At 67.1% G+C, this 26,358-nt stretch carries 22 protein-coding genes and 1 CRISPR repeat array (1 of these 23 only partly in view); of the genes, 13 read left to right on the top strand and 9 right to left on the bottom strand.

The window, feature by feature from the left end:
* Nucleotides 1-23: 23 nt before the first annotated feature.
* The 6 genes from xylB to E3T55_RS17580 form a co-directional block, all read right to left on the bottom strand.
* A complete protein-coding gene (xylB, locus tag E3T55_RS17555) occupies nucleotides 24-1,466 on the bottom strand; it encodes a xylulokinase (protein ID WP_134520839.1) in 1,443 nt (480 codons plus the stop codon).
* Nucleotides 1,467-1,524: 58 nt separating this feature from the next.
* Nucleotides 1,525-3,060, bottom strand: a complete 1,536-nt coding sequence (locus E3T55_RS17560; RefSeq protein WP_134520840.1) for a mannitol dehydrogenase family protein — start codon at nucleotides 3,058-3,060, stop codon at nucleotides 1,525-1,527.
* Nucleotides 3,061-3,068: 8 nt separating this feature from the next.
* On the bottom strand, nucleotides 3,069-3,989 hold the full coding sequence (locus E3T55_RS17565) for a DeoR/GlpR family DNA-binding transcription regulator (RefSeq protein ID WP_134520841.1): 921 nt from the start codon (nucleotides 3,987-3,989) through the stop codon (nucleotides 3,069-3,071).
* A 67-nt stretch (nucleotides 3,990-4,056) separates the two neighbouring features.
* Nucleotides 4,057-4,944 (bottom strand): carbohydrate ABC transporter permease, encoded by an 888-nt coding sequence (locus E3T55_RS17570; protein WP_134520842.1) that lies wholly within the window; start codon nucleotides 4,942-4,944, stop codon nucleotides 4,057-4,059.
* Nucleotides 4,941-5,948: a carbohydrate ABC transporter permease gene (locus E3T55_RS17575; RefSeq protein ID WP_134520843.1), complete on the bottom strand. Its 1,008-nt coding sequence runs from the start codon at nucleotides 5,946-5,948 to the stop codon at nucleotides 4,941-4,943. Before E3T55_RS17575 ends, E3T55_RS17570 begins: the two co-directional genes overlap by 4 nt.
* Before the next feature lie 108 nt (nucleotides 5,949-6,056).
* Nucleotides 6,057-7,397: an ABC transporter substrate-binding protein gene (locus tag E3T55_RS17580; protein WP_241993128.1), complete on the bottom strand. Its 1,341-nt coding sequence runs from the start codon at nucleotides 7,395-7,397 to the stop codon at nucleotides 6,057-6,059.
* 237 nt (nucleotides 7,398-7,634) lie between these two features.
* Here E3T55_RS17580 and E3T55_RS17585 point away from each other — a divergent pair, with 237 nt between their 5' ends.
* From E3T55_RS17585 to lepB, 3 genes are all read left to right on the top strand, one after another.
* Nucleotides 7,635-8,399, top strand: a complete 765-nt coding sequence (locus tag E3T55_RS17585) for a DeoR/GlpR family DNA-binding transcription regulator (RefSeq protein WP_134520845.1) — start codon at nucleotides 7,635-7,637, stop codon at nucleotides 8,397-8,399.
* 161 nt (nucleotides 8,400-8,560) lie between these two features.
* Nucleotides 8,561-9,142, top strand: a complete 582-nt coding sequence (locus E3T55_RS17590; protein ID WP_134520846.1) for a DUF6448 family protein — start codon at nucleotides 8,561-8,563, stop codon at nucleotides 9,140-9,142.
* Nucleotides 9,143-9,150: 8 nt separating this feature from the next.
* Entirely contained in the window at nucleotides 9,151-9,600 is a 450-nt protein-coding gene (lepB, locus tag E3T55_RS17595; protein ID WP_134520847.1) for a signal peptidase I, read from the top strand.
* On the opposite strand, the gene E3T55_RS17600 is transcribed toward lepB, so the two are convergent.
* The gene (locus E3T55_RS17600; protein WP_134520848.1) at nucleotides 9,557-10,234 is read right to left on the bottom strand and encodes a Crp/Fnr family transcriptional regulator; all 678 of its coding nucleotides are present in this window, start codon (nucleotides 10,232-10,234) and stop codon (nucleotides 9,557-9,559) included. The two genes, lepB and E3T55_RS17600, sit on opposite strands and share 44 nt — an antisense overlap.
* A 168-nt stretch (nucleotides 10,235-10,402) precedes the next feature.
* Between E3T55_RS17600 and E3T55_RS17605 the strand changes: the two genes are divergently transcribed.
* Nucleotides 10,403-10,996, top strand: a complete 594-nt coding sequence (locus tag E3T55_RS17605; RefSeq protein WP_134520849.1) for a YdeI/OmpD-associated family protein — start codon at nucleotides 10,403-10,405, stop codon at nucleotides 10,994-10,996.
* A 370-nt stretch (nucleotides 10,997-11,366) separates the two neighbouring features.
* Here the strand turns inward: E3T55_RS17605 and E3T55_RS17610 are convergent, their stop codons facing one another.
* Both E3T55_RS17610 and E3T55_RS17615 read right to left on the bottom strand, forming a co-directional pair.
* Complete coding sequence (locus E3T55_RS17610; protein ID WP_134520850.1) at nucleotides 11,367-12,266, bottom strand: serine hydrolase; 900 nt, start codon at nucleotides 12,264-12,266, stop codon at nucleotides 11,367-11,369.
* A 23-nt stretch (nucleotides 12,267-12,289) separates the two neighbouring features.
* Complete coding sequence (locus tag E3T55_RS17615) at nucleotides 12,290-14,254, bottom strand: M13 family metallopeptidase (RefSeq protein WP_134520851.1); 1,965 nt, start codon at nucleotides 14,252-14,254, stop codon at nucleotides 12,290-12,292.
* Between the two features lie 241 nt (nucleotides 14,255-14,495).
* Between E3T55_RS17615 and E3T55_RS17620 the strand changes: the two genes are divergently transcribed.
* The 9 genes from E3T55_RS17620 (at nucleotide 14,496) to cas2e (ending at nucleotide 24,227) form a co-directional block, all read left to right on the top strand.
* Nucleotides 14,496-15,287 (top strand): ImmA/IrrE family metallo-endopeptidase, encoded by a 792-nt coding sequence (locus tag E3T55_RS17620; protein WP_241993129.1) that lies wholly within the window; start codon nucleotides 14,496-14,498, stop codon nucleotides 15,285-15,287.
* A gap of 347 nt (nucleotides 15,288-15,634) precedes the next feature.
* Complete coding sequence (cas3, locus tag E3T55_RS17625; protein WP_166791828.1) at nucleotides 15,635-18,400, top strand: CRISPR-associated helicase Cas3'; 2,766 nt, start codon at nucleotides 15,635-15,637, stop codon at nucleotides 18,398-18,400.
* Nucleotides 18,401-18,501: 101 nt separating this feature from the next.
* Nucleotides 18,502-20,094, top strand: a complete 1,593-nt coding sequence (locus E3T55_RS17630) for a type I-E CRISPR-associated protein Cse1/CasA (protein WP_166791829.1) — start codon at nucleotides 18,502-18,504, stop codon at nucleotides 20,092-20,094.
* A 2-nt stretch (nucleotides 20,095-20,096) separates the two neighbouring features.
* Entirely contained in the window at nucleotides 20,097-20,597 is a 501-nt protein-coding gene (locus E3T55_RS17635; protein WP_134520854.1) for a hypothetical protein, read from the top strand.
* A 1-nt stretch (nucleotide 20,598) separates the two neighbouring features.
* Entirely contained in the window at nucleotides 20,599-21,705 is a 1,107-nt protein-coding gene (gene cas7e, locus E3T55_RS17640) for a type I-E CRISPR-associated protein Cas7/Cse4/CasC (protein WP_134520855.1), read from the top strand.
* Nucleotides 21,690-22,379: a type I-E CRISPR-associated protein Cas5/CasD gene (cas5e, locus tag E3T55_RS17645; protein WP_134520856.1), complete on the top strand. Its 690-nt coding sequence runs from the start codon at nucleotides 21,690-21,692 to the stop codon at nucleotides 22,377-22,379. The genes cas7e and cas5e overlap by 16 nt, the downstream gene beginning before the upstream one ends.
* A complete protein-coding gene (gene cas6e / locus E3T55_RS17650; RefSeq protein ID WP_134520857.1) occupies nucleotides 22,376-22,969 on the top strand; it encodes a type I-E CRISPR-associated protein Cas6/Cse3/CasE in 594 nt (197 codons plus the stop codon). Before cas5e ends, cas6e begins: the two co-directional genes overlap by 4 nt.
* 2 nt (nucleotides 22,970-22,971) lie before the next feature.
* Nucleotides 22,972-23,910 carry a CRISPR-associated endonuclease Cas1 gene (locus tag E3T55_RS17655; RefSeq protein ID WP_134520858.1) on the top strand — a complete coding sequence of 313 codons (939 nt, stop codon included), beginning with the start codon at nucleotides 22,972-22,974 and terminating at the stop codon, nucleotides 23,908-23,910.
* Complete coding sequence (gene cas2e / locus E3T55_RS17660; protein ID WP_134520859.1) at nucleotides 23,910-24,227, top strand: type I-E CRISPR-associated endoribonuclease Cas2e; 318 nt, start codon at nucleotides 23,910-23,912, stop codon at nucleotides 24,225-24,227. Before E3T55_RS17655 ends, cas2e begins: the two co-directional genes overlap by 1 nt.
* Nucleotides 24,228-24,245: 18 nt before the next feature.
* Nucleotides 24,246-26,358: direct repeats of the CRISPR family, unit length 29 nt; unit sequence CTCTTCCCCGCGCACGCGGGGGTGTTCCC (it continues 7,047 nt past the right edge of the window).

A 26,358-nucleotide genomic window follows, 5' to 3' on the forward strand; every position in this document is an offset into this window, starting at 1 on the left:
CTCAGCGCTGCGGGCCGTGCGGGTCAGACGCCGTAGATGCCGGCGCGGCTCGCCGCGTAGTTGGCGCGCACCGCGAGGGCCCAGTCGGCCCCGCCCGAACCCGAGCCGGCGGCCGGCTCGAGCTCACGGGCGATCTCGAGCGGCCAGGCCGGAAAGTCCGCCCCGCCATCGAGCGCCCACGCGGCCTGGCGGGCGGCGCCGAGCGCCACATACTCCCCCGGCCTGGGCAGCACGACCGGCACGCCGAAGACGTCGGCCGCGATCTTCTGCACGGCGGGCGACTGCGAGCCACCACCGATCAAGATGACCCGCCGCACACTCACGCCCTGGCCCCGTAGGGAATCGAGCGCATCCGCGAGGCTGCAGACGAGTCCCAAAACGGATGCCTGCGCGAGGTGTTCCGGAGTCATCGTGGAGCGGCGCATGCCGGTCAACGACCCGGTGGCGCCCGGCAGGTTCGGGGTGCGCTCCCCGTCGAGGTAAGGCAGCATCAGCAGGCCCTCGGCGTCGATCGGCGCCGCGAGCGCGAGCTCGCCGAAACGCTCGATGTCAACGCCGAGCATGCGCGCGGTCGCCACGAGGGTACGCGCACCGTTGATGGTGGCGAGCAGGGGAAGCTGGTGACCGGTGGCATCCGCAAAGCCGGCGACCGCACCGCTGGGATCGCTGATACGCGCGGCGGTGCTCGCGAAGACGGTGCCGCTGGTGCCGATCGAGACAACCACATCGCCCTCGCCGATGCCGAGGCCGAGCGCCGCTGAGGCGTTGTCGCCGGCGCCAGCCGAGACGACGATGCCCTGCGGCGTCACGCCGGCCCGCTCGCTCGGGGCCAGCACCCGCGGAAGCCGGGCATCGCGGCCGAGGGCCGCGCGCAGCAGATCGGGCCGGTACTCATTGGTGTGCGCCGAGAAGTAGCCGGTGCCCGAGGCGTCGCTGCGGTCGGTGACGGCCTCGGCCGGGCGCCCCAGGATGTTCCAGGTCAGCCAGTCGTGCGGAAGCAGCACCTGGTCGACGCGCGCGGCGAGTTCGGGCCGATTCTCGGCCAGCCAGGCCAGCTTGGTGATCGTGAAGGAGGCCACCGGTACGACGCCGATCTCGTCGGCCCACATCTGCGCGCCGTATTTCTGTACGAGCGCGGCGGCCTGCGGGGCGCTGCGCACGTCGTTCCAGAGCAGTGCGTTGTGCACGGCGTTGCCCCGGTCATCGAGGGCGACCATGCCGTGCTGTTGCGCGCTGACGCCGAGCGCCGACACGCCGTCGAGGTCGGTGCCGCCGGCGGCCACGAAGGCGTCCCACCAGTGCTGCGGGTCGACGCTCGTGCCATCCGGATGCGGCGCGCTGCGCAGCTGCAACAGCTCGCCGGTGTCGGCGTCGACGGTCACGACCTTGCAGCTCTGCGTCGACGAGTCGACTCCCGCCACGATTCGGCGTTTCGGTGCCAACTTCGGTGCCAGCTTCGATGCCATTGCTTTCCCCTTTGAGACCCGCCGTGAAACCCGTGCTGCTGCACGCACTACTGCCGGGTCAGTTTAACGGCTTCAGCAGCTCTTCGAGGGTCGCCTTCGCGCCGACCGTGTGCAGCAGGCCCAGCGCCCGGTCGTACGCGGCGACGAACACGGCGTCGTCGAGCAGATCGCCGAACAGGTCGCGGTCGCGCAGGAACGCGTGCGGGTCGCTGCCATGCTCTCGAGCGATCTGGCCGTCGGCACTGGCCATGACGCGGTCGCGAATGCGGTCGACGACCTCGATGGGGTGACCCTGTTCATCCGTGCCCTCGGCGTAACGCGCCCAGCTCGCCACGATCGCCGCGCTCAGGCCGACGTCGCCGCCGCGGGCGGACTGCTCGCGCACCACGGGCAGCAGCCACTTCGGGATGCGGTCCGAGGACTCCGCGCAGAGCCGCGCGACGGTGTCGCGCACGCCCGGGTTCGAGAAGCGCTCGATGAGCTGGGTCTTGTAGTCCTCCACGTCGATGCCGGGCACCGGTTTCAGGGTCGGGGTGCCCTCGCGGTCCATATAGGCGCGCAGGAACGTGGCGATCAGCGGGTCGGCGGCCGCGTCGTGCACGAGCCGGTAGCCCATCAAATGCGCGAAATAGCAGAGCCCCTGGTGGCTCGCGTTCAAGAGCCGCAGCTTCATGAGTTCGTACGGTTCGACATCCGTCACGAGCTGCACTGCCGTGCTTTCGTAAGGCGGGCGGCCGGCGGTGAAGTGGTTCTCGAGCACCCACTGCAAGAAGGGCTCGCAGACCACGGGCCAGCGGTCGGACAGGCCGAAGGTCTCGGCGATCTGGGCGCGGTCGTCGTCGGTGGTGACCGGGGTGATACGGTCGACCATGGAGCTCGGGAAGGCGACGGATGCCGCGATCCAGGCCCCGAGGTCGGCGTCTTTCGCACTCGCGAAGGCGACGAAGGCGCGGCGGGCGACACCACCGTTGTCCTGCAGGTTGTCGCACGACATGATCGTGAAGGGCACGAGGCCGCGGGCGCGGCGGCGACGCAGGGCCTCGACGACGATGCCGAATACCGTGATGGGCACCGCATCCGTCGCGAGGTCGGCGGCGACCGGCGGGCTGTCGAGAACGAATTCACCGCTGACCGGGTGAATGTTGTAGCCGCCCTCGGTGACGGTGAGCGAGACGATCTTGACCTCGCGGCTCGCGAGGCGTTCGATCACGGCCTCAACGTCGTCGGGTGCGTACATGTAGTCGATGATCGAGCCGATCACGCGGGCCTCGAGGCGGCCGTCGGGGTGTTTGACCACGAGCGTGTAGAGGCCGTCCTGATCAAGCAGCGCGTCGCGCATGCGCACGTCGCTCGGCATCACGCCGACGCCGCAGATGGCCCAGTCGCGGGCGAGGCCCTGGCCGAGCAGGTCGTCGATCATGAGGGCCTGGTGCGCTCGGTGAAAGCCGCCGACCCCGAAGTGCACGATGCCGGCGCTGAGGCCGAGTCGGTCGTAGTCCGGCAGCGCCACCTCGGGTGAGGCGGCCGCGAGCGCCGCGAGGGTCTCATTGCCGAGGGTGCTGAGAGTGCGGGGCGTCGCTGTCGTGTCGGTCATTGCGGGGGTCACGCTTTCTGGTGGGCGGGGCTGGGATTCTCGAGCGAGAGATTCGTGGCGTTCGGGTCGGTCAGGTGCGGGTCGTTCGGTTCATGCTGGTGCGGCTCGACGGTCTGCTCGAGGGTCGGGGCGATGAGCACGGGCACCCCGGCATCCGCGGCGAGCGCCAGCACGGCCTCGCTCGTGCGGTCGTCGACCACGAGATGGTCAAGGTCGGCCAGCCGCGCAAACTTCACGAGCCCGACGCTGGCCAGCCGGTCATGATCGGCGATGAGCACCACCCGCTCGGCGGCGGCGATCGCGGCGCTCTTCACGATCGCGGCCTTCGGGTTGGCGGCGAGCAGGTGGCCGTCGCTCGTGAGCCCGGTCACCGTGATGAACGCCACGTCGATGCGGATGTGCTCGAGAGATTCCCTAGCCCACTGCCCGCTCTGCGAGTCGTCGGCCGGGTCGACGGTGCCACCGAGGTTGTAGACGACGAGCGCGCTGTTGCGACTGGCGATGAGCGCCACCGGAATCGACGGCGTCACGAGTTGCACCGCCGCGTCATCGGGCACGAGCGCGGCGAGCGCCTCGGCGATCGGCCCCGAATCGAGAAAGATCACACCGGTCGCGGGCAGCAGCCGGGCGGCGAGCGTTGCCACCGGGTGGGCGGATGGCTCGGGATCCGTGATGAACGTCGGGTCGGTCACCGGGTCTGCCGCCGCAATCGCCCCGCCGTGGGCGCGGCGCAGCTGCCCCGCCTCCTCAAGCACCCGCAGGTCGCGCCGAATCGTTTCCTCGGCCACGCCGAGGGATTCGGACAGTTCGCCCACTTCGACCCGACCGGCGAGGTCGAGCGCGCTCAGGATTTGCTCGTGCCGAGCCAGCGCCTGGCGGCCCGGGGTGGTCGCGCCGGCGGCCGTTTCGCCCTCTGTCGTTCTGCTCATGCTGTCTCCTCTGGGCTCGTGGGCTGCCTGACCATCATGGCGCGGCGTGCGCGCTGGTCGAGGGGACCTACTTGATGGCGCCCATGGCGAGTCCGGTGACCAGTCGCTTCTGAGCGAGCCAGCCGGCGAGCACGACCGGCAGCACGGCGAGGGTCGAGGCCGCCGACAGCACCGCGAGAAATTGCCCGCGGCCGTCGACGAAGCTGCCGAGGAACGGCGGGGTCGTGCGGGCCATCGTCGACGTGAGCAGGTTCGCGAGAAAGTACTCGTTCCAGGCGAAGATGAAGCAGATCAGCGCGGCCGCGGCGATGCCGGGGGCGACGATCGGCAGCACGACGCGCACGAGCTCGGTGAAGAAGTTCGCGCCGTCGATCTGCGCGGCCTCCACGATTTCCAGCGGCACCTCGCTGAAGAAGGAGCGCATCATCCAGACGGCAAGCGGCAGGTTCATGCCCACGTAGAGCACGCTCAGCGCCGAGATGTTGTCGAGCAGGCCGAAGTTCTGCAGCAGCAGGTAGATCGGGATGATCGCGGCCGCAATCGGCATGAAGCGGGTGCTGATGAAGAAGAAGAGGGCATCCTGCGACTTGATGATCGGGCGAATCGAGAGGCCGTAGGCCGCCGGGATGGCGAGCAGCAGCACGATGACGGTCGACATGACGCTCGCGGTGAGCGAGTTGAGCAGGTAGACGCCGAAGCCACGGTCGAGCACCTCGGCGAAGCGGTCGAAGGAGAGCGACGTGAAGATCGTCGGGGTCTTGGTGGCCGCGGCCGCTTCGGTTTTGAAGGCGGTGAAGACCATCCAGGCGACGGGAAAGAAGAAGCCGAGGGTGACGACCCAGGTGAACACGGTGAGGGCGGCGCTGCTGGCGCGGTGGCGCATCCGCTTGCTGCGACGGCGGGTGGGGATGGGCCGCGGGGCGGCGCTGACGGCGGTATCGGTTGCGGTGCTCATGATTTGGCCCCTTCGCTGGAGAAGATCTTGAAGAGCAGGCGCAGTGCGACGCTCGCCACGAGGATGGTCAGCAGAACGGTGATGACGCCGTAGGCGGCGGCCTCACCAATTTCGAGGCCGACGAAGGCCCGCTCGTAGAGCAGGTAGGACAGGGTCTTGGTGCCGCCGGTGCCGCGGGTCATGATCGCGATCGGGTCGAAGACCTGCAGCAGCATGATGCCGCCGAGCAGCACGGCGAGTTCGATGTACTGACGCAGGTGCGGCAGGGTCATGTGCACGAAGCTGCGAATCGGGCCGGCTCCGTCGACGGATGCGGCCTCGAGGGTCTCCTGGCTCTGGCTCTGCAGCCCGGCCAGCAGAATGAGCATCATGAAGGGGGTGTATTGCCAGGTCAGCACCATGATCACGGTGAGCGCCGGAAAGTCGGTGTTCCACTGCACGGGGTCGATACCCACGACCGAGAGGCCCCAGTTGACCATGCCGACGTTGGCGTCGAGCATCGACCATTTCCAGATCAGCGCGGCCGCGGCCGGCATCATCAGAAACGGGGTGATCACGAGGGTGCGGGCGAGGCCCTGGCCGAGAAACTTGCGGTTGAGCAGCAGGGCGATAACGAGGCCGAAGATGACCGAGAGCACGATCGAGGAGCCGGTGATCACGACGGTCGCCGACAGCGACTGCATGAACGCTCCGCCGGTGAAGACGGTCACGTAGTTGTCGAAGCCGGCGAAGCCGCGGGATCCGGGGCGCATCAGGTTCCAGTTTTGGAACGAGTAGTAGATGGTGACGAGGAACGGAATCTGCGTCACCAGGATCGCGACGACGATCGCGGGCCAGACCAGGGCGCGGGCCAGCTTCAGGGCCTTCTTCTGCCCGGGGCTGAGTTCGGGCTTCGGGCCGCGGCCGCGACGGCCGCCACCTGTGCCGCCGTTACGGGTGAGAATCGCCCGGGTGGAGTCGTCAGCCCCCGGGGGCGTTGTGGGATGTGCCACAGTCGCGGTCATGTCTGAAGTCTCTTTCTCGACGCTGATGGAAGATGAGGGGCCGTTCCGTTCGCATTCTCACTGGCGGAACGGCCCACTCGGGTGGTGCGGGGTGCTGCGGGTTATGTGCTACTTCTGGGCGTCGCCGGCATCCTGCGCCAGCTCCTGGCCCTTGTCGAGCACGTTCTCGACCGTGTCGCGGCCGGCGAACACGTCGGCGATGTCCTGCGAGACCTGGTTGCCGAGGTCCTGGAACTCCGGAACGGTCACGTACTGAATGCCGACCCACGGCTGCGGGTTCACGCCGGGCTGGGTCGGGTTGACGGCGAGCATGATGTCCTGCGTGATCGGGGCGAAAGCGGATGCCGCGGCGAGGTACTCCTCGTTCTCGTAGGTGGAGATGCGCGATCCAGGGGGCACGCGCTCCCAGCCGAGGGTGGTGCCGACGAGGTCGATGTACTCGGTGCTGGTGGCCCAGCTCACGAACTCCCACGCGGCGTCCTGCTGCGTGCTGGTGTTCGGAATCGCGAGGTTCCAGGCCCAGAGCCAGCCGGACTCTTCGGTTTCCTTGACCGGAGCGTGCACGTAGCCGACCTTGCCGGCGACGGCGGAATCATCCGCTTCGAGGGGGCCGGCTGCGCTCGTGGCGTCGTACCACATGGCCGCGTTGCCCTGCGAGAACAGGTTGAGGCACTCTGTGAAGCCGGTCGAGACGGGGTCGGCTTCGCCGGCGTCGTTGACCAGGTCGGTGTAGAAGGTCACGGCCTCGGTGAACTCGGGGCTATTGACGGTGGCGTTCCAGTCTTCGTCGAACCAGCTGCCGCCGAAGGTCTGCACCACGGTGGTCAGCGGAGCGAAGAGTTCGCCCCAGCCGGGCTTGCCGCGCAGGCAGATGCCGGCGACGTCGTCGGTCTTGAGGGTGCGGGCGAAGCCGGCGACTTCATCCCAGGTCGGGTGTTCCGGCATGGTGAGGCCGGCGGCGGTGAACATCTCCTGGTTGTACATGAGAAAAGAGGACTCGCCATAGAAGGGAACGGCGTAGAGGCTGTCGTCGACGGTGAGGGCCTCGCGCACGGGCGGCAGCAGGTCGTCGACGTCGTAGGCGGTGTCGGCCTCGGCGAGCGGGCCCAGGTCGACGAGCCAGTCGTTCTGGCCCCAGATCGGCACCTCGTAGCTGCCCACGGTGACGATGTCGTACTGTCCGCCCTGGGTGGCGACGTCTTTGGTGACGGCGTCGCGCAGGTCGTTCTCTTCCATCGCCACGAAGTCGACCGTGATGTCGGGGTGGGAATCTTCGAAGGCGCCCTTGAGCTCCTCCATGTCTTTCATCTGCGGGTTGTTGACGGTGGCGAGGGTCAGGGTGACCGGGCCATCCGCTTCGCCGCCGCCGGCGCCCGCTCCGCTACAACCGGCCAGAAGCACACCCACCGAAGAGAAGGCGACCGCACTGAGCAGCACCCTTTTCTTCATTGAAAAAGACTTCGTCATCTCAAACCTCATCATCGTCGACACGTCCTTGTGGACTTGGTATTTACCGAGTATCAACCGAACCTGTGGTTTCCGCAACTCAAATTGTGACTTTGTGATGCTTGCGTGACCAAAATTGCCCGTTTGTTCGGGTTTCAGGGCACAAAACCACACTGGCGCGTCGCCACTTGGTAGTCTCGGGGCAGCGCACCGCAGCGCCGAACCCCGGGGAGACTGGCGATGTACCCAGCAGAGCGACAGGCCGCGATCGTCAAGCTCGCGCAGCACGGCACCGGCGAGATCTCCGTGGCGGCCGCGAGCGAGGCCCTGCAGGTGACGAGCGAGACGATTCGTCGCGACCTTGCCGTGCTCGAACGACAGGGCCTCATTCGCCGCCAGCACGGCGGCGCCCGGCTCACCCAGAGCACCCCGTTCGAGATCGCGCTCGCCCAGCGCCGCCTCGAGGATGCCCCCGAGAAGCAGCGCATCGCCCGGCGCGTGCTCGAGGAGCTGCCCGCCGACGGTGTTGTTCTGCTCGACTCGGGCGCCCTCACCCTCGTGATCGCGGCGATGTTTCCCGAGGACCGCTCGCTCATGGTCGTCACCAACAACCTCCCGGCCGTGCGACTGCTCTCGCAGAAACCGCGCCTCACCGTGCTCGCGCTGCCCGGGCGGGTGCGCAGCCTCACCCAGGGCGCGGTCGACGAGTGGACCCGGGCCCGCATCAGCCAACTCAACGTCGACGTCGCCTTCGTCGGAGGCAATGGGCTGACCGCCGAGGCCGGCCTCACCACCACGATCCCCGATGAGGCCGAGGTCAAGCGCGCCATGATGCTGAGCGGTCGCCGCCGCGTGCTCGCCATCACCTCGACCAAGATCGGCTCCAACTCGTTCTGCCACGTCGCGGCCGCCAACGAATTCGACCTGATCATCACCGACAGCGGCATCGACCCCCGGCAGGCCCGCCGCCTGAGCGCCGCCGGCCCCGAACTCGTCATCGTCTGACCGCTCCGACGGATGCCGCACGCCGGGCCTCGCAGGCCGGCCCGCGGCATCCGTCGGCGGCGTTAATCGCGCGCGGCCCGATCTGCGCGACTTGATCTGGGTCAAGGAAGCCCGGCGGCGATGCTCGTAGCGTGGGAACCACTCAAGCAAAGGAGAACACCTTGTTCATCAACCGCATCGTCTCCCGGGTGGCCGCACAGCTGGCCGCACTCACGCCCGTGACCGCCGAGGCCCACTGCGACACCGCCGGCGGCCCGGCCGTGACAGACGGCCGCAAGGCCCTTCAATCGGGCAACGTCAACTACGCGCTCAAGTGGATTCCGGCCGACGGCGAGGCCGAGTTGCGGGGCATCTTCGCCCAGGCGCTGACCGTGCGCACCCTCGGGCCCGACGCCGCCGACCTCGCCGACCGGCTGTTTCTCGAAACGCTCGTGCGCATCCACCGCATGGGCGAGGGCGTCGGGTTCACCGGCATCCAGCCCGTGGGTACCGCCATCGACCCGGTCGTCGTGGCCGCCGATGAGGCCATCGCCCTCAACTCCGACGCCCACCTACTGCCGCTCGCTCCCGCAGAGCGCCGCGCCGAACTCGCCCTGCGCTTTCAGGCCGCGCTGGCCCTGAAGGATTTCGACGTCGACGATGTCGCGGCCGGCCGCCGCTACCTGGCCGCGTATGTCGACTTCTTCACCTATGCCGAGGGCGAGGAGCACGAGCACGCCGCGCCCGCCGGCCACCAGCACTAGGCCAGCCCATGCGCCTCGTGAGGGTGGCCGGGGACTCGATGTCCCCCAGCTATCGCTCGGCCGACCTGCTGCTCACGCGGTCGGTCGGCCCCGCCGGGGTGCGGCGCGGCGACGTCACCGTGTTCCGCCATGGCGGCCTGCGCCTGATCAAGCGCGTGGTCGGCATGCCGGCCGACCTCGTCGAGCTGCAGGCCGGCCGTCTGTTCGTCAACGGCGAACCCGTCGACGGATCTCCCCGGTCGCGCGGCGCGTACACGCAGACCTGGCTGGTTCCCGGCGGCAGCTACTTCATGGCCGGGGACAACGCATCCGTCTCCGACGACTCCCGAGTCTGGGACCAACCCTTCGTCGCGGCCGACAGCATCGAAACGGTCGTCGCACGCCGGTTGCTCTGGCCGCGACACCTCCGGGGCTTCACTCCTGGTCGGCGAACTGCTGCAGTCGACCGGGTTGCGTGATCGACACGGTGCGCCCTGCGCCGATCACGATCAGCCCCTGCCCGGCGAGGCTTTTCAGCGCCCGGCTGAAGCTCTCGGGGGTCGTGTCGAGCAGCGATGCCACGTCTTTCTTGGCCAGCGGCAGCGTCACCGTGGCGACGCCGCCCTGCCGAGTGCTCGGCAGGGCGAGCAGGTAGTCGACGAGGCGCCCCTCGACGCCGCGCGAAGTCAACGCGTTCAGGCGCTGTTCGGTGTCGGCCAGGCGCGTGCTCACCGTCGCGAGCAGCCGCAGACCGATCTCGGGGTGCGTCCTCATCAGGGCTTCCAGATCGTCATGGTGGAACACGCAGAGCTGGCAGTCATCGAGGGCGGTGGCGTAGTCATCCGGTCGCTGCCCGGTGAACACCGAGGTCTCCCCGGTGAAATCGCCCGGCCCGAGCACGCGGATCAGCTGCTGCGCGCCGTCGGCCGAAACGCGAAAGACCTTGAGCCGCCCGGTGTGCACGACCATGAGCTGCGCCACATCGTCGGCGGCGGCGTAGGCGGCCTCGCCCTTGTGCAGCCGGGTCGGGCGCGCCACCCCCGCCACCCGTTGCTGGTCGCGCTCGGACAGGCCGGCGAAAACAGGGACACGCGAGACGCAGGTTTCGGCCATGCCCTCAGCCTAGAACCGCGGCCGCCCGGCCCCGCCCCCCGTACCATTCGACGGACTTCACCCGAGTTCTCACCCTTGTGCGCCCCGAAACGGTGCGTTTCACCGTCGATTTCCGTCGAATGGTACGGGCAGTCGCCACGCGGGGCGGGCCGCGGTACTCTCGGCACCATGACCGAGGATGCTGCGCGGATACACCCGCAGAACCGCGCCGCCTGGCGGGCGTGGCTGCTTCAGAACCATGCGGTGGCGGCATCCGTCTGGCTGGTGACCTGGAAGAAGGCGGCCGGCAAGCCCATTCTCAGCTACGACGACGCCGTCAGCGAGGCCCTCGCATTCGGCTGGGTCGACAGCAAGGGCGGCAAGGTCGACGAGAACCGCACCATGCTCTACTTCGCGCGCCGCAAACGCGGCAGCGCCTGGAGCGGCCCAAACAAGCTGCGCATCGAGCGGATGCGCGCGGCCGGCCTCATGCACGAGGCCGGCGAGGCGGTCATCGCGCGCGCCGAGGCCGACGGATCCTGGACCCTGCTCGACGACGTCGAGAAGCTCATCGTGCCGCCCGACCTGGCCGCGGCCTTTGACGACTTTCCCGGTTCGCGAGCCCGCTGGGACGCCTTTCCGCGGTCGGCGCGGCGCGGAATTCTCGAGTGGATCATGCAGGCCAAGACGTCGCCGACCCGGGGCAGGCGCATTCTCGAGACCGCGACCCGCGCGGCCGTCGGCGAACGCGCCAACCAGTGGACCGGTCCGCGCCGGCCGTAGCGGCGGCCGGGGTTCGCGCCCGCGCGCGTGGCCGACCCGGGGCATCCGTCGCCGCGCGGTTCCGTCGCGGCACTCGTTGCGCCACGCGGCACTCGTTGCAAGGAGTGCCGCGTGACTGAACCAGTGCCGCGACGTGCTCCCGCGGTCTGAAGGTCGGCCCACCAGGTTTCGACGCTCGCACGCTCGCGCTCAACCAGCGGGATCCGCCGGTTGAGCCGGCGCGCACAGCGCGCCGGTCGAAACCAGGCGAGACGACCTGCAGGACCCACCGCACGGGCCCCAGAGTCGGCCCACCAGGTTTCGACGCTCGCACGCTCGCGCTCAACCAGCGGGGATGCGTTGGTTGAGCCGGCGCCCGGGCGCAGCGGCCTCAGTGCACGTACTCGAGCAGGTCGAGCCCCACGGCGCGAAAGCCGTCGACGACCGCGAGGCGCGCGGGCAGGCTTGAGTCGCTGAAGTACATCGAGACCGCATAAGCGACCCCGGCGCGGGGGCCGCGCAGCACGCCGACCTCGCTGCGCACGCCGGCATCCGTGCCCGTTTTGTTCACCAGCAGCAGGCCGTGATCGGGTTCCCGGTGTGAGAGCGGATTGAGGCCGAAGGCACTCGCCACGAGCGAGAGGTCGGTGCCGAGCGAGAGCCAGCCGAGCACCCGGGCGCTCACGTCGGCGTCGACGATCTCCCCGCGGGCCAGTGCCGTGAGCAGCCAGGTGAGTTCCTTGGCGCTGCCGACCGAGAGCTGCGGGGCGTCGTCGGGACCGCGGTGGTCGCGCACCCGGTCGAGCAGCGAACTGCGGGTCAGGCCGAGCGATTCCGCCCGGGTGCGCACCGCCGCGAGCCCGACCGCCCGAATGAGCACGTTCGTGGCGAGGTTGTCGTTGCCCGCGCCGACGAGGGCGGCGAGGTCGGCCGCCGGCAGCGACGGCGCCTGCAGGTGCTGCCAGATTCCCGACGACCCGGCCGCATCGTCATTCGTGCGGTCGAGAATCGGATACGCGCCGAAGTCCGCGTCGCGCAGCTTCGCGGCGACCTCGATCAACAGCAGCACCGTGCCGACGCTCGCCGTGGGCATCACGACGTGGTCGTCGATCGAGAGCAGCACCCGCCCGGTCGCGAGGTCGGTCGCCCGCGCCGACACCTGCACGCCGGCAATCGCGAGTTCGCCGAGGGCGTGAAATCCGCGTCCGAAGGTTTCGGGCGCATCCAGGCCCCGGTGCTTGCCCACCGGGGCCGCCACATGGCGGGAGCGACGCTGCGACTGCGCGGTCATCAAGTCAGGTTAACCCCCCGGCGCTACCAGATGGTGACGCGCTGCTCAGGGGCGAGCCACAGGGCATCCGCTTCGGTGACACCGAAGGCGGTGTAGAAGGCGTCGATGTTGCGCACGATCTGGTTGCAGCGGAACTCGTTCGGCGAGTGCGGGTCGATCGCGATCAAGCGGATGGCCTCTTCGTCGCGCAGCTTCATCTGCCAGGCCTGCGCCCAGCTCAGGAAGAAGCGCTGTGCACCGCTCAACCCGTCGATGACGGCCGGCTCCTCGCCGTTCAGCGAGAGGAGGTACGCCTTCCAGGCGATCGACAGGCCGCCGAGGTCGCCGATGTTCTCGCCGATCGTCAGGGCCCCGTTCACGGTGTGCTCGGGGATCTGCGCCGGGCTGAGGGCGTTGTACTGCTCAATGAGGGCTTCGGTGCGCTGTTCGAACGCGGTCTTGTCGGCCTCGGTCCACCAGTCGAGCAGGCGGCCGTCGCCGTCGTACTTCGAGCCCTGGTCGTCGAAGCCGTGGCCGATCTCGTGGCCGATGACCGCACCGATGGCGCCGTAGTTGGCGGCGGCGTCGCGGGTCTCGTCAAAGAACGGAAACTGCAGGATGGCGGCCGGAAACACGATTTCGTTGAAGCCGGGGTTGTAATAGGCGTTGATGGTCTGCGGGGTCATGAACCATTCGTCGCGGTCGAGCGGCTTGCCGATCTTGCCCAGCTCACGGTGAAACTCGAAGTCGTTGGTGGCCTGAACGTTGGCGAGCAGGTCGTCGGCGACGATCGGCAGCGAGCTGTAGTCGCGCCATTTGACCGGGTAGCCGATCTTCGGCGTGAACTTGTCGAGCTTCTCGAGGGCTCGCCCGCGGGTCTCCTCGGTCATCCAGTCGAGCTCGTTGATGCTCTGCCGGTAGGCCTCGACGAGGTGGCCGACGAGCACATCCATGCTCTCTTTGGCGGTCGGCTTGAAGTGGCGTTCCACGTAGATGCGGCCCACGGCCTCGCCGAGCGCGGATTCGACGAGCGAGACGCCGCGCTTCCAGCGCTCACGCAGCTGCGGGGTGCCGCTCAGGGTGCGGCCGTAGAAGTCGAAGTTGGCCTCGACGAAATCACCCGACAGGTACGACGACGACGAGCGGATGATCTGCCAGCGCAGCCAATCCGTCCACGACTCGAGGCGGTCCTCGCTCAGCGTCTCGGCGAGACCGGAGATGAAGCTGGGCTGGCGCACGACGACCTCGTCGAAGGAGCCGATGGGCACGTTGAGCGCGTCGAGCCACAGGTCGAGGTCGGCACCGGCGGCGAGCGCCGACACCTGGCCCCAGGTGCGCAGGTTGTACGACTTCTCGCTGTCGCGGCTGGCGACCTTGTCCCAGTGGTGGGTGGCGAGCTCGGTCTCGAGGTCGAAGACGCGCTGGGCGCGTGCGGGGGCGTCGCTGACGCCGGCGAGGGTGAACATCCGCTCGAGAAAGGCGAGGTAGGCGACACGAATGTCGGCGAACTTCTCGTCGCGGTAGTACGACTCATCGGGCAGGCTCAGGCCGCCCTGCTGCAGCATGACGAGGTAGCGTTCCGGGTCGCCCGGGTCGTTGTCGACGAAGAGGCCGAAGGCGCCGCTGACTCCGGCGCGCTCGAGGCGGCCGAGGGTGCTGAGCAGTTCGGGAATACTCGTGACGGTGTCGACCGTCGCGAGGTCGGCGGCAAGCGGCGTGGCGCCGAGGGCTTCAATGCGTTCCTCGTCGAGGAAGCTCGCGAAGAGGTCGCCCACCTTGCGCTCCTGCGTGCCTTCCGCGGCGGCCTGCGACTCGAGGATGATGTCACGCACGGCCTTTTCGCTCTCTTCGGCGAGCAGGGTGAAGGACCCCCAGCGGGCCTTGTCGGCCGGAATCTCGCTGCGCGCGATCCACTTGCCGTTCACGTGCCGAAAGAGGTCGTCTTGCGGGCGCACCTCCGGGTCGAGCTCGTCTTGGTTAATGCCGGATGCGCTCACCGAGTCAGTCATGCCTCCAGCCTATCCGGGACCACTGACAGGAATGGGTGCGGGCCGGGCGCTGCGTCCGTCGTGAGCGGATGCCCCGGGCCGGCCCGGGCGCGCGACCGCGCCCGATACGGGTGCCCGCTACGGTAACCGCCGTAGCGCCCACCCGTACCGGGCGCGCTCACGATCTGTCGCCGTGCACGGCGACGGATGCGCGGGGTCTGGCCGTTGGGCGGTGGATCGTGCCGGGTGGAGCGACGAGGTCGTGAGCCAGAAGTTCCCGAAGTATGAGGAATGGACCTCCGGAGCCGGCAAGCCGACGCTGAAGCAACTCGAAAAGTTCGCGCACGCTGCCCACGCTCCACTCGGCTTTCTCCTTCTCCCCAAGCCTTCGCGTGAAGAAGTCCCGATCCCGGACTTTCGCACGGTCGCGAACGTCGACCTGACCCACCCGTCTCCAAACCTTCTCGACACCATCTATATGTGTCAAAAACGGCAGGAGTGGTACCGCGTTTACGCGGCATCTCATGGCTACCTGCCCCTCGATTTTGTGGGATCCGCCACGACCTCTGGCGCCGCAGAGCCGGTAGCCGACGCGATTCGGCGACGAATCGGCTTCAACCTCGACGATCGATCCGCGTTTGCGAATTGGGAGGCGGCACTGCGCAAGCTCATCGACCTCATCGAGGGCATTGGTGTGCTCGTCATGGTGAACGGCGTGGTTGGCGCCGACACCTCCCGCAAACTCGACCCCCAAGAATTCCGCGGTTTTGCCCTGACCGACGACGTCGCGCCACTCATCTTTGTCAACGGCAGCGACACCAAGGCAGCGCAGATATTCACACTGGTGCACGAGCTGGCGCACATCTGGCTCGGGGAGAGCGCGCTGTCTGACGCTCAAATGGGTGGCCGCACGAACAACGATCACGAGCTGTGGTGCAACCGAGTGGCGGCCGAGGTCTTGGTGCCGCTGGCCAGCATCCGCAGTGATTATGGTGGCGAAGCAACACCAGCCGAGCTGGCACGGCTGGCCAAGTTGTTCGCGTCAGCACTCTGAGCCCGGAGTTTTCCCGTGCTGTCATTGCCGACGCCTTAGAGGGCGGCACCCCATATCGGCATGCCTATCGGCTGTTGGCAACGGCCGCTCCGGAATCGTTCGAGAGGCTTGTCGCTGAGCTGGCGGCAGCCACTGCCGACGCCGCTTCTGACGGGTCAAGAGGCCTCGAACAGTGAGTGTCGGACCCCACCCCTAGGCTGAGCCTTAACTATTCCGGGGGGAAATATGAACCGTTGGGCTCGCAACTTTGATTCTGAGATCTGGCTACACAACGCATGCGACGGGTCCGCGAACCGGGGGCGGTATTCGCCACGCAGACACTTCGCGCCCGAGCGGGGTGCCCGAGCATGACGATCACCGCCGCCGAAGACCTCGGCGAGACCGACGAGCTGACGCAGGAGGCTGTCGAAGTTGACAGCCGGCTCTGGGGCAAACTGGGGCCGGATGGCGACGGCCGGTATCCGCTGATCTGCCACCTGCTCGACACCTCGGCAGCAGCCTTCGTTCTCTGGGACACGTGGCTGCGCCCGGGGCTGCGGGAGTTGATCACCGCGGCGGTCGCCCCCAACGACGAAGCAGCCGCGCGAGCAATATTCTCAGCCATCGCTGGCCTGCACGACGTGGGCAAGGCCAACAAGATCTTCCAGGGCCAGCTGTATGCCAAGACCGCAGACGCGGCAGTGCGCGGCATCGTCGAGGAACTCGCCACCGCAGGATTCGATGTTACGACCCCGCCCAGCGCGGTGCCAGGGCGCAGCGTGCCGCCGGTCTACAAAACGGTCATGCGACGCCACGAAGCCGTCAGCCTGTTCGTGCAAACGGGAATCTGGCCTCGAGGGTCCGACGCCGTCGCTGATGTCTGGGCATCCGTCGTCGTGGGTGGTCATCACGGCCGTTTCCATCCGCGATTCGATCCCGCGGTCAGGGCAGCGGACTGCCTCACGGCCAACGGATTTCTCGCCGGCCTCACCGAGGCCAAGTGGGGAGCCCAGCAGCAGGCCCATGAAGCCGCCGTTCTGAACGCATGCGGCGTCACCCGCACCCAACTCGACCAGCCCGTGCACGGTGAGAAGACGACAACTGCCATTCTGCTGCTGACCGGTCTGGTCATGCTTGCGGACTGGCTCGCCTCCGGCGCCGAGTCGGTGGCACACGGCCACGGTCTCACGATTGATCCCGTCGCCGACCCCACCGCCTGGATGAACTCCCGACGCACCGAGTACTTCGAGCAATCCATCCCGCAGACCCTGGGCGTCTACGAAGATCTCGCAGACCCGCTCACCGCGATCATGGGCGACTTCGCCGACTCCCCCTCGCCGCTGCAGGACATCGCCCCCACGATCGGTCGCGGCCTCTGGATCGCTACCGAAACAACCGGTTCGGGCAAGACAGAAGCGGCGATGCTGCGGCATACCGCGGTGCCGGGCGAAGGCATCCTCTTCGCGCTGCCAACCCGCGCGACGACCGATGCCATGTTCGAGCGCATCGCCTGCTACTACTCTTCGTCGACGAACGCGGCCTCCCTGCTTCACGCTCACCGCAGCTTGAACAGCTTCTACACCAACGCCGCCCAGCCGGGCGATGGGCTGCACTCCACGCCGTGGTTAGCGGATGCCCGCAACGCCCTCTTCGCGCCCGTCAGCGTGGGCACCTGCGACCAGGTTCTGCTCGGTGCCCTGCGTCAGAAGAACACTCCCGTGCGGCTGCTCGCGCTCGCGAACCGGCACATCGTCATCGACGAGGTGCACAGTTTCGACCACTACCAGGCGGCCCTGCTCGAAGAGCTCCTGGCATGGTGGGGTGAAACCGACACTCGCGTCACCCTGCTCTCGGCATCGCTGCCCACGGCGGTGGCGCTGAGGTACGCGCAGTCTTATGGCGGCCCGAGCGTCACCGTCGCGCCCCACTACCCTGGGCACATCAGCGTCACCGCGTCGGGGGCAACGAGTGCGTCGGTAACCTCACAGCGCAGCTATTCACTGCGCGTGAACCTGCAGGAGACCCCGGCCACGACGCTGGTCGACACCCACCTTGCTCGAGCGTTGCACTACCGGCAACAGTCCGCCGACACGCGCATCGCTATCGTGGTCAACCAGGTGCAGCGCGCCCTGGACATCGCTCGTCGACTCGCTGAATCCGGCGAGCGCGTCATCGTGTTGCACTCGCGCATGGCGGCCGGGCATCGTGCCGCCGTCACCCGCGAGCTGCACGAGGTGGCCGGTAAGGCCAGCGGGCAGCGCGGGGTGATCGTGGTGGGAACCCAGATCATCGAATCGTCCCTCGACCTGGACTTCGATCACATGATCAGCGATCTCGCCCCGGCCCCCGCTCTCATCCAACGCGCCGGCCGGCTCTGGCGGTCGACTGCCGTGGTCGATGGGGTGTGGGCGGCTCACCGCTTCCCGCGCCCAACGCCCGTGCCGACGCTCGACGTGATCGTCGCCACCGATGCTGCCGGGTTGCTTGATGCGGGTGCGTCGCTCCCTTATCTGCCCGGTGAGCTTCGCCGCACGACGGATGCCCTGCGGCGCGACGATCGCGACTCGCGCGTCATTGCCATCCCGGCAGACGTGCAGCAGCTCGTCGACGCGGCGGCATTCGATCCACGCTCGCCCGACCTCGAAGACGTCAGCGGCGAATTGGAGCTCATCGCAGCCGCACGCAAGCTGCAGGACGCCGAGACCGTCGTGGTGCCGTTCCACCATGACCACAATGACGGCACGATCCTGAGCCGAGAGACGACGCATCGGGAGTTGTCGGCGGTCACCGAGCCCGACGAACTGGCCGAGTACAGCACACGGCACATCGAACGCCCGACGGTTGACTGTTTCATCGTTCAGCCTGAGGGTGCGTCGAAGTGGGTCTGGCGGGCGTCCGTCGAAGCCGCCCTGCACTCGCGCAATCCGCACGTCGTGCGGGCCGTGCTGGCGCTGACCTTTCCCCTGTCTGCGAGCAACGTCTCAGCGAAGACGGGAATCGAAGAGATCCCGGGGTTTGATCTCGACGACGAGCAGGGCATGCGCAAACGCGGCTCCATGCAGCGACGGCTGGTGCCGGTGAGGCTCGTCGATGGGGCCGTCTACGACGACCTTCTTGGCGTGCGGTTTCGATGACCGACACGACGGCTTGGGCAGAGACAACTCGAAGAACAATCAGCGATCGGAGCGGGGCAATTACACAACAGGGGAACATTCGGGAGCTGGCCTGGCTACCCGTGATCGACGCATCCGGTCGACGGTTGGTCGGACTCGACGAGCTCTTCACGCGGGCGCACCTCATCGAGCGAATCGACGTGCGAGCGCCCATCGAGAAAGCGGGCGTGCTTCGATTTCTCACGACAGTCACCGCACTCATCGCGCGAGCACAAGGAATCACCAAGAGAAGCGCTGAAGCCGTGGTGACGGGCGGCTTCTCGCCGGCGGCTATCGCGCAGGCCCTCGATGCCATCGACGACCGCCTGTGGCTGGTTCACGAGAGCACGCCGTTCATGCAGGAGGGGCGGTATGCCAAGGCGACGTCGAGCGTGAAGACAGCCGCGAGCATCCGCTCGACCTCTCCTGGAGACTCAACGAAGGCGTGGTGGGGGCGACCGGGCGACGGCTTCGCCACCGGCAACGTGTGCTTCACAGACGCGCCTGCCGTGCTGATGGGCTTCTGGTTTTACTCCGTGAATGGCAACGGGGCCGCTGTGCTCGACGGAGTTTCCCTGGCCATGCAAGGTTCCGCGGCCGGCAAGGTCAAGGCTGCAGGCGTGCGGCTCTGGAAAGTCGGGGAAAACCTCGCGGCAACCCTGCTGATGAATACCCCACAGGTGTGGACGGCCGGGCTTGAAGTGCCAGCCTGGGCGCAAACCCTGTCAATATCGGGGCAGAGGGACCCCCTCGTAGCTGCCACCATAACGGGCAACGCGGCATTGTTGCTCTCTGGTGAAGTCGACGGCGAAGTCATGTTCACCGGGGCCCATATCGGAAGTGTCCTGCGACGAGGAATTCCACCCACCGAGAGCGACTACGCCGCCGTTCAGGCGGCGAAGAGTCGCAACAAGGCCAGCGTCGCCGCCAACCGCACACTCGGCGCCGGTGAAATCCCCACCCCACCAGAAACCCTGCCGCTGCTCGGGGTCGATGCATTGAAGGCCTCGCTCGAGAATGCGTGGCGACAAGATCCCCAGCTCGTGCTGCGCAAGCAAGATCCAAAAAAGAAAGCCCCCCAGAAGGACGAGGACATTCGGGCGCTCAACGACGTGAACGCCGGTACGAGCGTTCTACACAATCTGCGAGCCTGGTACCTTCGTGCCTTCAACCCCGATGTACCCGGTCGCGCCAGCATCCTCATGCGCGAGGAGTTCTCGACCGAGTTGTTCTCGATCCAGCTGAAACAAAAGGGTTCCTATGGCGAGCTGGCCGGGGCGTCTTGGCTGTCGATGCCACCGGGCACAGTGGGCGGTTCACCCGCTGTGCAGGCTGCACTGACGAAGTTCGCGGACTATGCCTACGAGAGAGTGCGCAGCGCGCTGTACAACGCTGTGCGCACGGTGCTTCACGACGATGATCCCGTCGCCGCGACCCACGAATTTGCACTCGCCCGGTTCAGCGCACTGGCCGATGACGTTGTGACCGACGTGATCGCCGTCTCGCTGCGCGGCGAGGAGTTCACGAGCGAACACGTGCGGTTGTGGACCAACGCCGCGATCACCGCCTTCGACGACGCAGTCGAGCCGTACGTCAACGCGCGCAGATTGCCCGACATCGCCTCCGCACGCAGAAACCTGATCCGAGTTCTCAACCAAACCGAAAGCGAGAAGTGACCGTGAGCCTTCCCCCCGAGCTGCAAGCCTTCACCGGCCGGCTGCTGGCCGTCAGAAATTCGAACCCCTCTTTGACCTCCGACGTTGCCCGGGGGATTTCCGAGATCACGGAGCGCTACGCATACGCATACACGGTGCCCGCGACCGCGGGGCTGCACTACCCCGCGATGGTCACCGGCGCCACGAGGGCACTGGGGATGGTGGCGAAGTACAAACGCACCCCCAACAGCTCCCTCAAACTGGGCAGGAATTTCGCGAGCATCGCCGGCACGACCGACGGCATCGGCGAACGTCTGGCGCTCGTCGTCGACCTCGACATCGAACAGGCGGCGCAGGTCATCGAGGGCCTAGTTGGCCGCGCCCACGCGGTCAACTTCTACGAGCTCGTCGAACTGCTCACATTCTGGGACACCGGCGACCTCGAGCGCGACATGAAAACCCGCTCCCACCTCGTCTACGACTTCTATTCCCGCCCCGACAACACCACAAAGAAGGCAAGCTGAAATGACTGAGAAAAACTACCTGACGATCCACTCGCTGACGGCGCTGCCCTGGCACAACCTCAACCGCGATGACCGCGGCCTGCCGAAGCAGGTGCGCGAAGGCGGCAAGACCCGGGGCCGCCTCAGCTCCCAGTCACTCAAACGCGCGATCCGCGTCGCCTACGAGCTGGACTCTTTCACCGACGGCACGAACTCGCTGCGGTCCCGCGATCTGCACAAGGAGATCGTGCGCCGGGCAGCGGCGATCGCGACGACGAGCGGAACCGAGTTCGACGAGGCAGCCGCTCTGAAGATCGCCACCAAGATCGTGAAGTCATTGACGGCCAACGACAAGGACGCCGCCGAGACCGACGGACCCGCCAAAGAGGCGTCGAGCGACACCATGACCTGGCTTTCCGGCGATGAGATCGACGCACTGGCCGGAGTGCTGGCCCGAGGTGAAGGTGGAGCTATTAAAGCTGCCGACCACATCAAGAGCCGCACCGGAAGCCTGAGCATCGCCGCATTCGGCCGCATGTTCGCCGCCCAGAGCGATGTGCAGACCGAAGCCGGCATCGCCGTGGGGCCCGCGACCACGACGCATCCGATCATGATTGAAGTCGACTACTTCACCACCGTCGACGATCTCGGCGACGGCGGAGCCGGTCACCTCGGCCAGGCCTTCTACACGTCGGGCGTCTACTACCGGTCGGTGACCATCGACAAGAAGCAGCTGCGCGACTCCTGGACCGGTTGGGACAGCCCGGATGCCCCCGATCGCCTCGGGCTGCTGGTGCGGTCCATCGTCACCGCGCTCCCGAGCGGTAAAGACAACTCCACCGCCCCCAACACCCGGCCGGCGCTGATAATCGCCGAGACCCAGGCTCACCGCACCGCCTATGAGTTTCACGAGCCGGTCAAGGCTGACGCCGATGGTGGCTATCTCAAGGGTTCCATTGCGCGGCTGATCGGGCAGGCCGCGCAGGCGCGTGCTTTCGATCCCCGCGAATTCGGCGAATCTATCGTCTCGGGCACTTCGGTCAACACTGATCTCGTGATCGGCTTCGAGCACACCGCGGCCAACCTGCCGGAACTCACTGAGCGAATCGTCGAATGGCTGCAGCGGTGACGCGCAGCCTGCTGCTGCGATTCGCAGCGCCGCAACAGTCGTGGGGTTCAACGGAACTGGCCGATCGAAACTCCGAACCGCTGCCGACTCGATCTGGTGTGGTCGGAATGCTCGCTGCCGCGCTCGGTGCGCCGCGTGGCGCCTGGCCGGAGTGGATTTGGGGTACCGATATCTGGGCCAGGGTCGACCGCAAGGGCGGCCTCAGCTCGGACTTTCACACCGTGGGCCTGCCAGCGCTGAGCGTGCAGGACATCCGTTCTCGACACCGCCAGGCCGTGGGCGCACGCGGCAAGGCCGACTTCATCGTGCCACTCGGCAATGGCAACAAGTGGACGCTGGGCGGCGGCACCATGGTCACTGTGCGGCAGTACCTGGCGGATGCCGAATTTCTGGTGGCCATCAGCCACGACGATGACGATCGTGTGGCCGAGCTCGCTGGCGCCGCGCGCAATCCGGTCTTCATGACGTATTTGGGTCGCAAGTCCTTCGCGCCGACGTTTCCGTTTCATCTGGGTATTCGAGAAGGCGATCCCCGGGCGATCTTGACTGTTCTGCCGACGCGCGCGAAAGAGGCATCCCGGCTCTCGCTTCATCATCTCTTAGGAGATCAGAACTTTGCCGTTGAGACGGTTCAGCCGCCGACGATGGCGACGCTCGCGGGGTGGGCAGCATGAATCATCTCACCCTCGTGGCCGCGCCAACCGTGCGAGTCAAGAGTTGGAGCGATCACGGCGAGCTGCACCGGCTGGTGATGGCCATGTTTCAGTCGGCGAATCTTCCCGGTGAACCCAACGAGAAGCGGGCCGCGAGCAACATTCTGTTTCGTATTGACGAGGCCCCGACCGGAAAGGTGCTGCTCATCCGCTCCGACATCGCGCCGACGAACCTGCCCCGAGGCGCGAAGACCAAGGCGGTGCCCTGGCAGATGCCAGAGGCGGGAGCGGCCATCCGTTTTCGATTGACAGCCAATGCGATTCGCCGCACCAGGCCGGTGACCCCGGCGGTCAAACGTGGCGTCGGCATGTCACCGGTCGATGATGTCGCCGACTGGATGACAAACAAGCTGGCCGGCGCCCTCGACGACGTCACGCTCTTCAGTCATGACCGCAGTGTGGTGACGAGTGGAAAGTCCCCGCTGCAGCTCGACGCGGTCGATGGCTACGCTCTCGTTCACGACCCGGAGGCGGTGCAGCATCTGCTGAAGACCGGTGTTGGGCGGTCGAAAGCCTTCGGGTGCGGGCTGCTGACCATCGCGCGAGCGTAACGGTGGCCTACTCAGCGAAAGCGCTGCAATACGCGAGCATCGGGGCCGCGGAACAGGTGCGCCTCACCGACCGGGTGAGTTACCTCTACCTCGAATACGCCCAGATTGTTCAAGGCCGAACCGGTGTGCTCGCGCTGCAAGCCGACGAGAACGGCAACACGCGCGGCGAAGTGCAAATACCTGTCGGTTCAATTGCGGTGGTCATGCTGGGCCCAGGGACTTCAATTACTGCCGCGGCCGCCGCGTCTCTGGCGGCCGCCGGGGCTGTGGTCATGTTCACCGGTGGAGGCGGCGTTTACTCGTACGCGACGGCGCGCCCGCTGACGACCTCGGCGCGCTGGGCTGAGGCTCAGGCCTATCTGTGGGCATCTCGCACTCATCGGGTGGCCGCGGCTCGAGTGCTCTATCAGGCGCGGCTCGGCAAGATGCCGATTCCCGTTGGGGCGCGATTGGCCACGCTTCGAGGGCTCGAAGGCCAGATGATGCGTGCCGAATACAGAAGGCTGGCCATCAAGCACGGCGTCAAATTCAAGCGGGACACTCTCGGCACCGACCCCGTCAATATTGGGTTGAATCTGGGGAACGGGATTCTGTACGGTGTGGCTGCGTCTGTGGCGTCGGCGCTGTCGTTGAATCCCGCGCTCGGGGTGATTCACCAGGGTGACGCGCGAGCGCTGCTCTATGACCTTGCGGATGTCTACAAGCAAGCCGTCACGCTGCCGATCGCCTTCGCCTCGTCGAAGGAGAAGGATCCAACGGCCTACGTTCGAAAGAGGGTGCGGGCTGTGATCAGCCAACGCGACCTTTTGGACGAAATGCTTGCGCTCACGATGCGGATGCTGTCCCCGCATCTCAGCGGGATCGCAGGAGATGTCCTGCTCGACGACCAGGGAACCGTCGAGGGGCATACGAACTACGCGACGGATGCCGGAACCACGTAATGTTTACAACGCTCAGAATTACCGCGGTTCCCGACCATCTTCGTGGCTACCTCAGCCGTTTTCTGGTTGAATACGGAACCGGGATGTATGTCGGAAACGTTTCAAAACGCGTGGCCGAGTCTCTCTGGGCCAAGGCGGTCGACGCAGCAGCGGATGGGGAAGTGGTCATGGTCACGAGTGCGCCCCAGACAGAGCAGGGCTTTCGTGTGCAGCTTCACCAAGCGCGCGGAAAAGACGTCATCGATTTTGATGGATTCTCGCTCATGAGAAGTATTCCACTAATCGCACATGACGAAAAAGGCGGTTCCCAGCCCTAAATATGCTGGTCCCGCAGACTCTTCCCCGCGCACGCGGGGGTGTTCCCGTCGGGGATGACCTCGGCGGCAAAATGGTCGGCTCTTCCCCGCGCACGCGGGGGTGTTCCCTGGTTCTCCGGGCTGATCGGTGGCAAGGTCAACTCTTCCCCGCGCACGCGGGGGTGTTCCCACCGGATCGAGGAAGTGCCTTGGTCGCGCTTGCTCTTCCCCGCGCACGCGGGGGTGTTCCTACTCCGCCCTCCAGCGCGGCGCGGTCACCAGCCTCTTCCCCGCGCACGCGGGGGTGTTCCCTTCCGAGGTTACGGCCCCGCTGATAGCAGCCTCTCTTCCCCGCGCACGCGGGGGTGTTCCACAGGCGGACCCTCCGATCCCCTGTGAATGTGTGCTCTTCCCCGCGCACGCGGGGGTGTTCCCTTCGCTGAGGCGATGCGGGCACGCGATCCTAACTCTTCCCCGCGCACGCGGGGGTGTTCCCACTCACCGCGCGCACCAGCGCGGCTTACTTCTCTCTTCCCCGCGCACGCGGGGGTGTTCCCCGTGGTCGATCTGACGAAGGTCCACGCGCAGGCTCTTCCCCGCGCACGCGGGGGTGTTCCCGTTTGGTGTCGCTGCGCCTGCTCAGGCGGCAACTCTTCCCCGCGCACGCGGGGGTGTTCCCTTTCACCGTCTGGCAGGAATCCCCACCCGCTGCTCTTCCCCGCGCACGCGGGGGTGTTCCCGGCTCCGACGGCGATGCCCGTCCACAGCACGGCTCTTCCCCGCGCACGCGGGGGTGTTCCCTTTTACCGGGCCTACGCCGATAAATTCGGCGTCTCTTCCCCGCGCACGCGGGGGTGTTCCACGACAGCGGACTTTGATACCGCCGCGACGGTCACTCTTCCCCGCGCACGCGGGGGTGTTCCCGGGGCGCTGGACTTCGGCGTGTCTATGGTCAACTCTTCCCCGCGCACGCGGGGGTGTTCCCTTGGCGATTTGCTGGCGCTCTCGTCCGGGAAACTCTTCCCCGCGCACGCGGGGGTGTTCCCGACCGCCGGCAGCTCGAGCAGGAGCAGGAGCTCTCTTCCCCGCGCACGCGGGGGTGTTCCCCTTTCCGAGCAGCGCGAAGCACTGCAGGCCCACTCTTCCCCGCGCACGCGGGGGTGTTCCCTCGATGCGCTTCTCGCCCGCCCCGAAGAAAATCTCTTCCCCGCGCACGCGGGGGTGTTCCCCAGCAGAGCGGTAATGTCTACGGCGACCCGACCTCTTCCCCGCGCACGCGGGGGTGTTCCCGTTGAAGCGATACCACATCGACGCAGCCTGTTCTCTTCCCCGCGCACGCGGGGGTGTTCCCACGGCGTCAGGGTTGCGAATGCCAATGATGTCCTCTTCCCCGCGCACGCGGGGGTGTTCCACTTCGGGCCGTCCCTCAATCCGAGAGAGAGAACTCTTCCCCGCGCACGCGGGGGTGTTCCCACCGCGTCTCCGGCGAAGATGTCCGGCTCGGCCTCTTCCCCGCGCACGCGGGGGTGTTCCCGAGTAGGTGTTGATGGCCTCCTGCACACCGGCCTCTTCCCCGCGCACGCGGGGGTGTTCCCCGCCGGCGATCCATTTTCCGGTTCTATCCGCACTCTTCCCCGCGCACGCGGGGGTGTTCCCCTGCAATCCCTGGTCGCCGAGTCGCTGCGAGACTCTTCCCCGCGCACGCGGGGGTGTTCCCGTCTTGATCCTCCCGATCGGAGTCTCCGAATGCTCTTCCCCGCGCACGCGGGGGTGTTCCCGCGACGCCATCGAAGGCGCATCCAAAGCCAACCTCTTCCCCGCGCACGCGGGGGTGTTCCCGATCGAGCAGGTTCTCGAGGATTACGGCCTGACTCTTCCCCGCGCACGCGGGGGTGTTCCCATCTGGCTGACGGAGTTCGCCGAGCTCGGCCGCTCTTCCCCGCGCACGCGGGGGTGTTCCCCCATGAGGCACATCATCCCGATCAGCGCGCCACTCTTCCCCGCGCACGCGGGGGTGTTCCCGACCGCGCCCCTTGTTATAAAGAATTACGAGTCTCTTCCCCGCGCACGCGGGGGTGTTCCCGCGCACGTGCAGCCCGACCTCACCATTGACATCTCTTCCCCGCGCACGCGGGGGTGTTCCCGAGCGGAC

It is taken from the genome of Cryobacterium frigoriphilum (assembly GCF_004403305.1).
Classification (GTDB): domain Bacteria; phylum Actinomycetota; class Actinomycetes; order Actinomycetales; family Microbacteriaceae; genus Cryobacterium; species Cryobacterium frigoriphilum.

Bases quoted from the DNA above. Each gene is read 5' to 3' on its own strand.
- E3T55_RS17605 (WP_134520849.1), top strand. From the start codon at position 10,403: ATGACCGAGGATGCTGCGCGGATACACCCGCAGAACCGCGCCGCCTGG.
- cas5e (WP_134520856.1), top strand. From the start codon at position 21,690: ATGGCTGCAGCGGTGACGCGCAGCCTGCTGCTGCGATTCGCAGCGCCG.
- E3T55_RS17565 (WP_134520841.1), bottom strand. From the start codon at position 3,989: ATGAGCAGAACGACAGAGGGCGAAACGGCCGCCGGCGCGACCACCCCG.
- E3T55_RS17575 (WP_134520843.1), bottom strand. From the start codon at position 5,948: ATGACCGCGACTGTGGCACATCCCACAACGCCCCCGGGGGCTGACGAC.
- cas2e (WP_134520859.1), top strand. From the start codon at position 23,910: ATGTTTACAACGCTCAGAATTACCGCGGTTCCCGACCATCTTCGTGGC.
- E3T55_RS17610 (WP_134520850.1), bottom strand. From the start codon at position 12,266: ATGACCGCGCAGTCGCAGCGTCGCTCCCGCCATGTGGCGGCCCCGGTG.
- E3T55_RS17615 (WP_134520851.1), bottom strand. From the start codon at position 14,254: ATGACTGACTCGGTGAGCGCATCCGGCATTAACCAAGACGAGCTCGAC.
- E3T55_RS17570 (WP_134520842.1), bottom strand. From the start codon at position 4,944: ATGAGCACCGCAACCGATACCGCCGTCAGCGCCGCCCCGCGGCCCATC.
- E3T55_RS17585 (WP_134520845.1), top strand. From the start codon at position 7,635: ATGTACCCAGCAGAGCGACAGGCCGCGATCGTCAAGCTCGCGCAGCAC.
- cas3 (WP_166791828.1), top strand. From the start codon at position 15,635: ATGACGATCACCGCCGCCGAAGACCTCGGCGAGACCGACGAGCTGACG.
- cas6e (WP_134520857.1), top strand. From the start codon at position 22,376: ATGAATCATCTCACCCTCGTGGCCGCGCCAACCGTGCGAGTCAAGAGT.
- E3T55_RS17600 (WP_134520848.1), bottom strand. From the start codon at position 10,234: ATGGCCGAAACCTGCGTCTCGCGTGTCCCTGTTTTCGCCGGCCTGTCC.
- E3T55_RS17580 (WP_241993128.1), bottom strand. From the start codon at position 7,397: ATGAAGAAAAGGGTGCTGCTCAGTGCGGTCGCCTTCTCTTCGGTGGGT.
- lepB (WP_134520847.1), top strand. From the start codon at position 9,151: ATGCGCCTCGTGAGGGTGGCCGGGGACTCGATGTCCCCCAGCTATCGC.
- cas7e (WP_134520855.1), top strand. From the start codon at position 20,599: ATGACTGAGAAAAACTACCTGACGATCCACTCGCTGACGGCGCTGCCC.
- xylB (WP_134520839.1), bottom strand. From the start codon at position 1,466: ATGGCATCGAAGCTGGCACCGAAGTTGGCACCGAAACGCCGAATCGTG.
- E3T55_RS17560 (WP_134520840.1), bottom strand. From the start codon at position 3,060: ATGACCGACACGACAGCGACGCCCCGCACTCTCAGCACCCTCGGCAAT.